The organism is Nostocoides sp. (assembly GCF_035343835.1).
GTDB lineage: Bacteria > Actinomycetota > Actinomycetes > Actinomycetales > Dermatophilaceae > Nostocoides_A > Nostocoides_A vanveenii.
In genome coordinates, this window is sequence record NZ_DAOQZV010000292.1 from 1 (window position 1) to 3,629 (window position 3,629).

A 3,629-nucleotide genomic window follows, 5' to 3' on the forward strand; every position below is an offset into this window, starting at 1 on the left:
CCCCGCGGGCGTCGCCAGCATCGTCCTGCCCGGCTGATGGCGCGACCGGCCCGCCCACCGGTCGCGCCGACGCGACTGGACGTCATCGCCTCGCTCGCCCGCGGCATACCGCCGAAGGACAAGGGTTTCGCCCCCACCCTGCTGCGCGCACGGATCGGCAGCGGCCGCGATGTGCTGGCGTATGCCGCGACCAAGGGCGCGCTCGTCGCCGACGGCCTCGACGGGCTCGGCCTGCGTGCGGCCGGTGCCGCACCTGACGGTGCCACCGGAGGCGCTGCGCGCACCGCCGACTTCCGCGAGATCGCCAACTACGAACCCGAGCTGGTCGCGGCATACGCGCAGGTCAGCGCCCTTCAGTTCGGTGATGCGCGCGGGCGCGCGGTGGCGATCGGGCTCTATCGCCTCCTGCACGAGGCGGGTTCGCTGGCGCGGCTGAAGCGTCGTCACCTCGATCTCTATCCGCAGTTGCTCTTCGCTACCGGTGCGTATGCCGAGGTGCCCGGCGCTCAGGTCGGCAAGCTGACGCCGTCGGTCGCCGCCTTCTTGGGAGCCGACCTGCTCGGCCCGGCAGCTGGTGGTCGCGCTCGAGCCGACTGGCTGGCGTCGCTGTCCGCTGCTCTGATCAGCAGCCCCGAGACCGTGCCCGTGGGGCTGCTCGGCGAAGGGCCGACGCTTTTTGACGCGCTCACCGCCGGGGCCGTGACGACGCCGGTCACCGGCCCGTTGATCACGGTGATCACCAGCGCCTACAACCCCGGTCAGCCGCTCCTGACCGCCGCGCGGTCGATGGTCGAACAGACCTGGCAGGACTGGGAGTTACTGGTCGTCGATGACGCGTCCCCAGCGCCCCAGCCGGGCGTGTTGGAGGCGGTCGAGGCACTCGATCCGCGCATCCGGGTGATCCGCAAGGCCGTCAACGGGGGCACCTATCGCTGCCGCAACACCGCGATGCGCCAAGCCCGCGGCGGCTTCATCACCTGCCTGGATTCCGATGACTGGGCGCACCCCCAGCGACTCGAACTCGGGGTGGCGCCGCTGCTGGCGCAGCCCGGCTTGATGGCGACCCGGTCCCTCGGTGTGCGGGCCGACGAGTCGCTCACCGTCACGCGCCCAGGCTATGCCGGCCCCTTCGTGGCCGCGTCCGCACTGCTCTTCCGCGGGCCGGAGGTGATGGGCCGGATCGGATTCTTCGACACCATCCGCAAGGCCGCCGACACCGAATACGCCCGGCGCATCGAGGCGGCATTTGGTCAGCGCGTGCTCGACATCCCGAACGACATCCTGACCATACTGCGCAGCAGCACCGAATCGCTGTCGGCGGACGACTTCGCGGCCGGCTGGCGGCACGAGGCACGACCGGCCTACAAGCAGGCCTACACGCGTTGGCACGAGGCGATCAATCACACCGGCGCTGACCCATTCCTCGACCCCGACGCGGCACGTACCTTCCCGGCGCCCCGGCGCTGGACCCGGCCGGTGGACGCGAAACTCGCTGCGCCGCAACACATCGACTTGGTTATCGCGGGTGATTGGCGACGCTACGGCGGGCCGCAGGTCTCGATGATGAACGAGATCGCAGCGGCGCTGGCGGCAGGGTTGCGGGTGGCGGTGATGCATATCGAGGCGCTGCGCTTCTACACCAGCCAGGACCAACCCCTGTGCGAGCCGGTGCAGGACCTGATCTCGAGTTCAGCCGTGGAGCGAGTCTTTCCCGATGACGACATCGATGTCGACATCCTGCTGATCCGCTATCCCCCGATCCTGCAGTTCCCTCCGTCGCTGCCGCGGACGTTCACCCCGCGCCGGCTTTTCGTGATGGCGAACCAGGCCCCGCACGAGCCCGACGGTTCCGATCCGCGCTATGTGCCGGCGGACGTGACCGCGCATGCCGAGGGGCTCTTCGGCGTTGTGCCGCAGTGGATTCCGCAGGGCCCGACGATCCGACGCATCCTGGAGGCGGAGCTGCCACCGGGGCTGGTGACCGACTGGGACAACCCGGGGTTGATCGACGTCGACGCCTGGCACGTCCGTTCCGAACGACCGGTGGCCGAGCGCCCGGTCGTGGGCCGCTTCTCCCGCGACAACCCAATCAAATTCCCCGATGACCCCGCCGACCTGCTGGCGGCCTACGCGCTCCCCGAGCCGTATGCCGTGCGGATGATGGGTGCCACCGCCACGGTCCCGGCCTTGCTCAAGCAGGCCGACGCCGCGATGCCCGCGAACTGGACTCTCCTAGAGCACAAGGAGAAGGACGTCCGCGAGTTCCTCAGTGGGGTCGACTTCGTTGTCTACATGGACAACCCGAATGCGCACGAGGCGTTCGGGCGTGCGCTGCTGGAGTCCGCCACCTGCGGGGCCGTCGTGATCGCCGCCCCGAAGCACGCCGACACCTTCGGCGAGGCATGTGTGTATGCCGAGCCAGCCGGCGTGCGCGCGTTGCTCGACGCCTTCGTCGCCAACCCGCCGGCGTATGCCGCTCAGGTCGCCCGCTCGCAAGCCTGGGTCCGCGACCACTTCAGCACGGAGCGCTTCGCCGAGCGGATGCACGAGGTGCTGGGCGCGATCCGCACCGAATCGCCCTCGCCCGCAACAGCTGTCGACAGCGACGCACTCCCCCCGTCAGCGAGCGCCCTGCCCGGCCGGGCAGTCCAGTTGCCTGGCCCGGCGAGCCAACTGCCCGGCCCAGCAGGCCAGTTGCCTGGCCCGGCGGGCAAGCTGGACACCGAGCCTGACGAACCCGCCTGGGTGACCATCGCGTTGCGGCGCGGAGGCGACGGCGAGCATGCCGACTCACTGGCGGCACGGCATACGGGCGGGGAGGGGGGCCACGCGGCGGCGTTGGCGACCCTGCGCGACCTCGCCGACGCCCTCACCCCCGGCGCGTCGGTCACGCCCGAACTCGTGGCCCAGGCCGCCCGGCCCGGCGTCACCGCCATCGCCCAGCAGTGCAGTGGCGCCGTCACCCGTTTCCCGGTCAACACCCGCCACTAACCTCTGCTAGCAGGGTTTAGGTGACGTCGAGCAGGGTCTACCTTGCTGGACGTCACCTAACGTGTGCTGAGTCGGCACCGACCACCTCGAACGCGGATTGCCTCAGGCCATCCTGACCACGAGGTCGGCCGATTCGCGCCCGGCGATCACCAGGCGGGCGTTGGCCTCGTCATTGCGCATCACCCATTCACGCGCATCCTGCGGGGACTTGCCGAAAATCACGTGCCGGGCGATAAGCCGGTCGAGCCGCACCTCCTGATCGACGTCGACGAACCAGACCTCGTCGCACGCCGCCCGCGTCCGCGGCCACGGATCATCCTGCAACAGAAGGTAATTCCCTTCCGTCACGACGATATCGATCTCGGGCTCGACGGCGATGGCGCCGGCCAGGGGCTGCTCCAGGTCGCGCTCGAAGTTCGGGGCATAGATCGCCCGATCCCGGTCCCCGCGAAGCCGTTCCAGCAACACGGCATACCCGTCACCATCGAAGGTCGGCGGAGCGCCCTTGACCCGCCGCAGGCCGAGCCGGTCGAGCTGCACGTCGGCGAGGTGGAAGCCGTCCATCGGCACCTGGGCTGCGGCCACGCCCGCGGCTATCAGCTCCCCGACCACGGCCGCGGCGAGCGTGGACTTGCCCG

General features: G+C 70.1%; 2 protein-coding genes. One reads left to right on the plus strand and one right to left on the minus strand.

Translation table 11 applies throughout. The features are described from left to right. The first annotated feature begins 36 nt into the window (after positions 1–36). A complete protein-coding gene (locus PKH97_RS15000; protein ID WP_324388387.1) occupies positions 37–2,991 on the plus strand; it encodes a glycosyltransferase in 2,955 nt (984 codons plus the stop codon). A gap of 102 nt (positions 2,992–3,093) precedes the next feature. On the opposite strand, the gene PKH97_RS15005 is transcribed toward PKH97_RS15000, so the two are convergent. Beyond that, positions 3,094–3,629 (minus strand): nucleoside/nucleotide kinase family protein (locus PKH97_RS15005; RefSeq protein WP_324388388.1); only part of this gene is annotated, 536 nt, incomplete at its 5' end.

Excerpts from the sequence above, each read along its gene's own strand:
- PKH97_RS15000 (WP_324388387.1), top strand. The coding sequence starts at position 37 with ATGGCGCGACCGGCCCGCCCACCGGTCGCGCCGACGCGACTGGACGTC.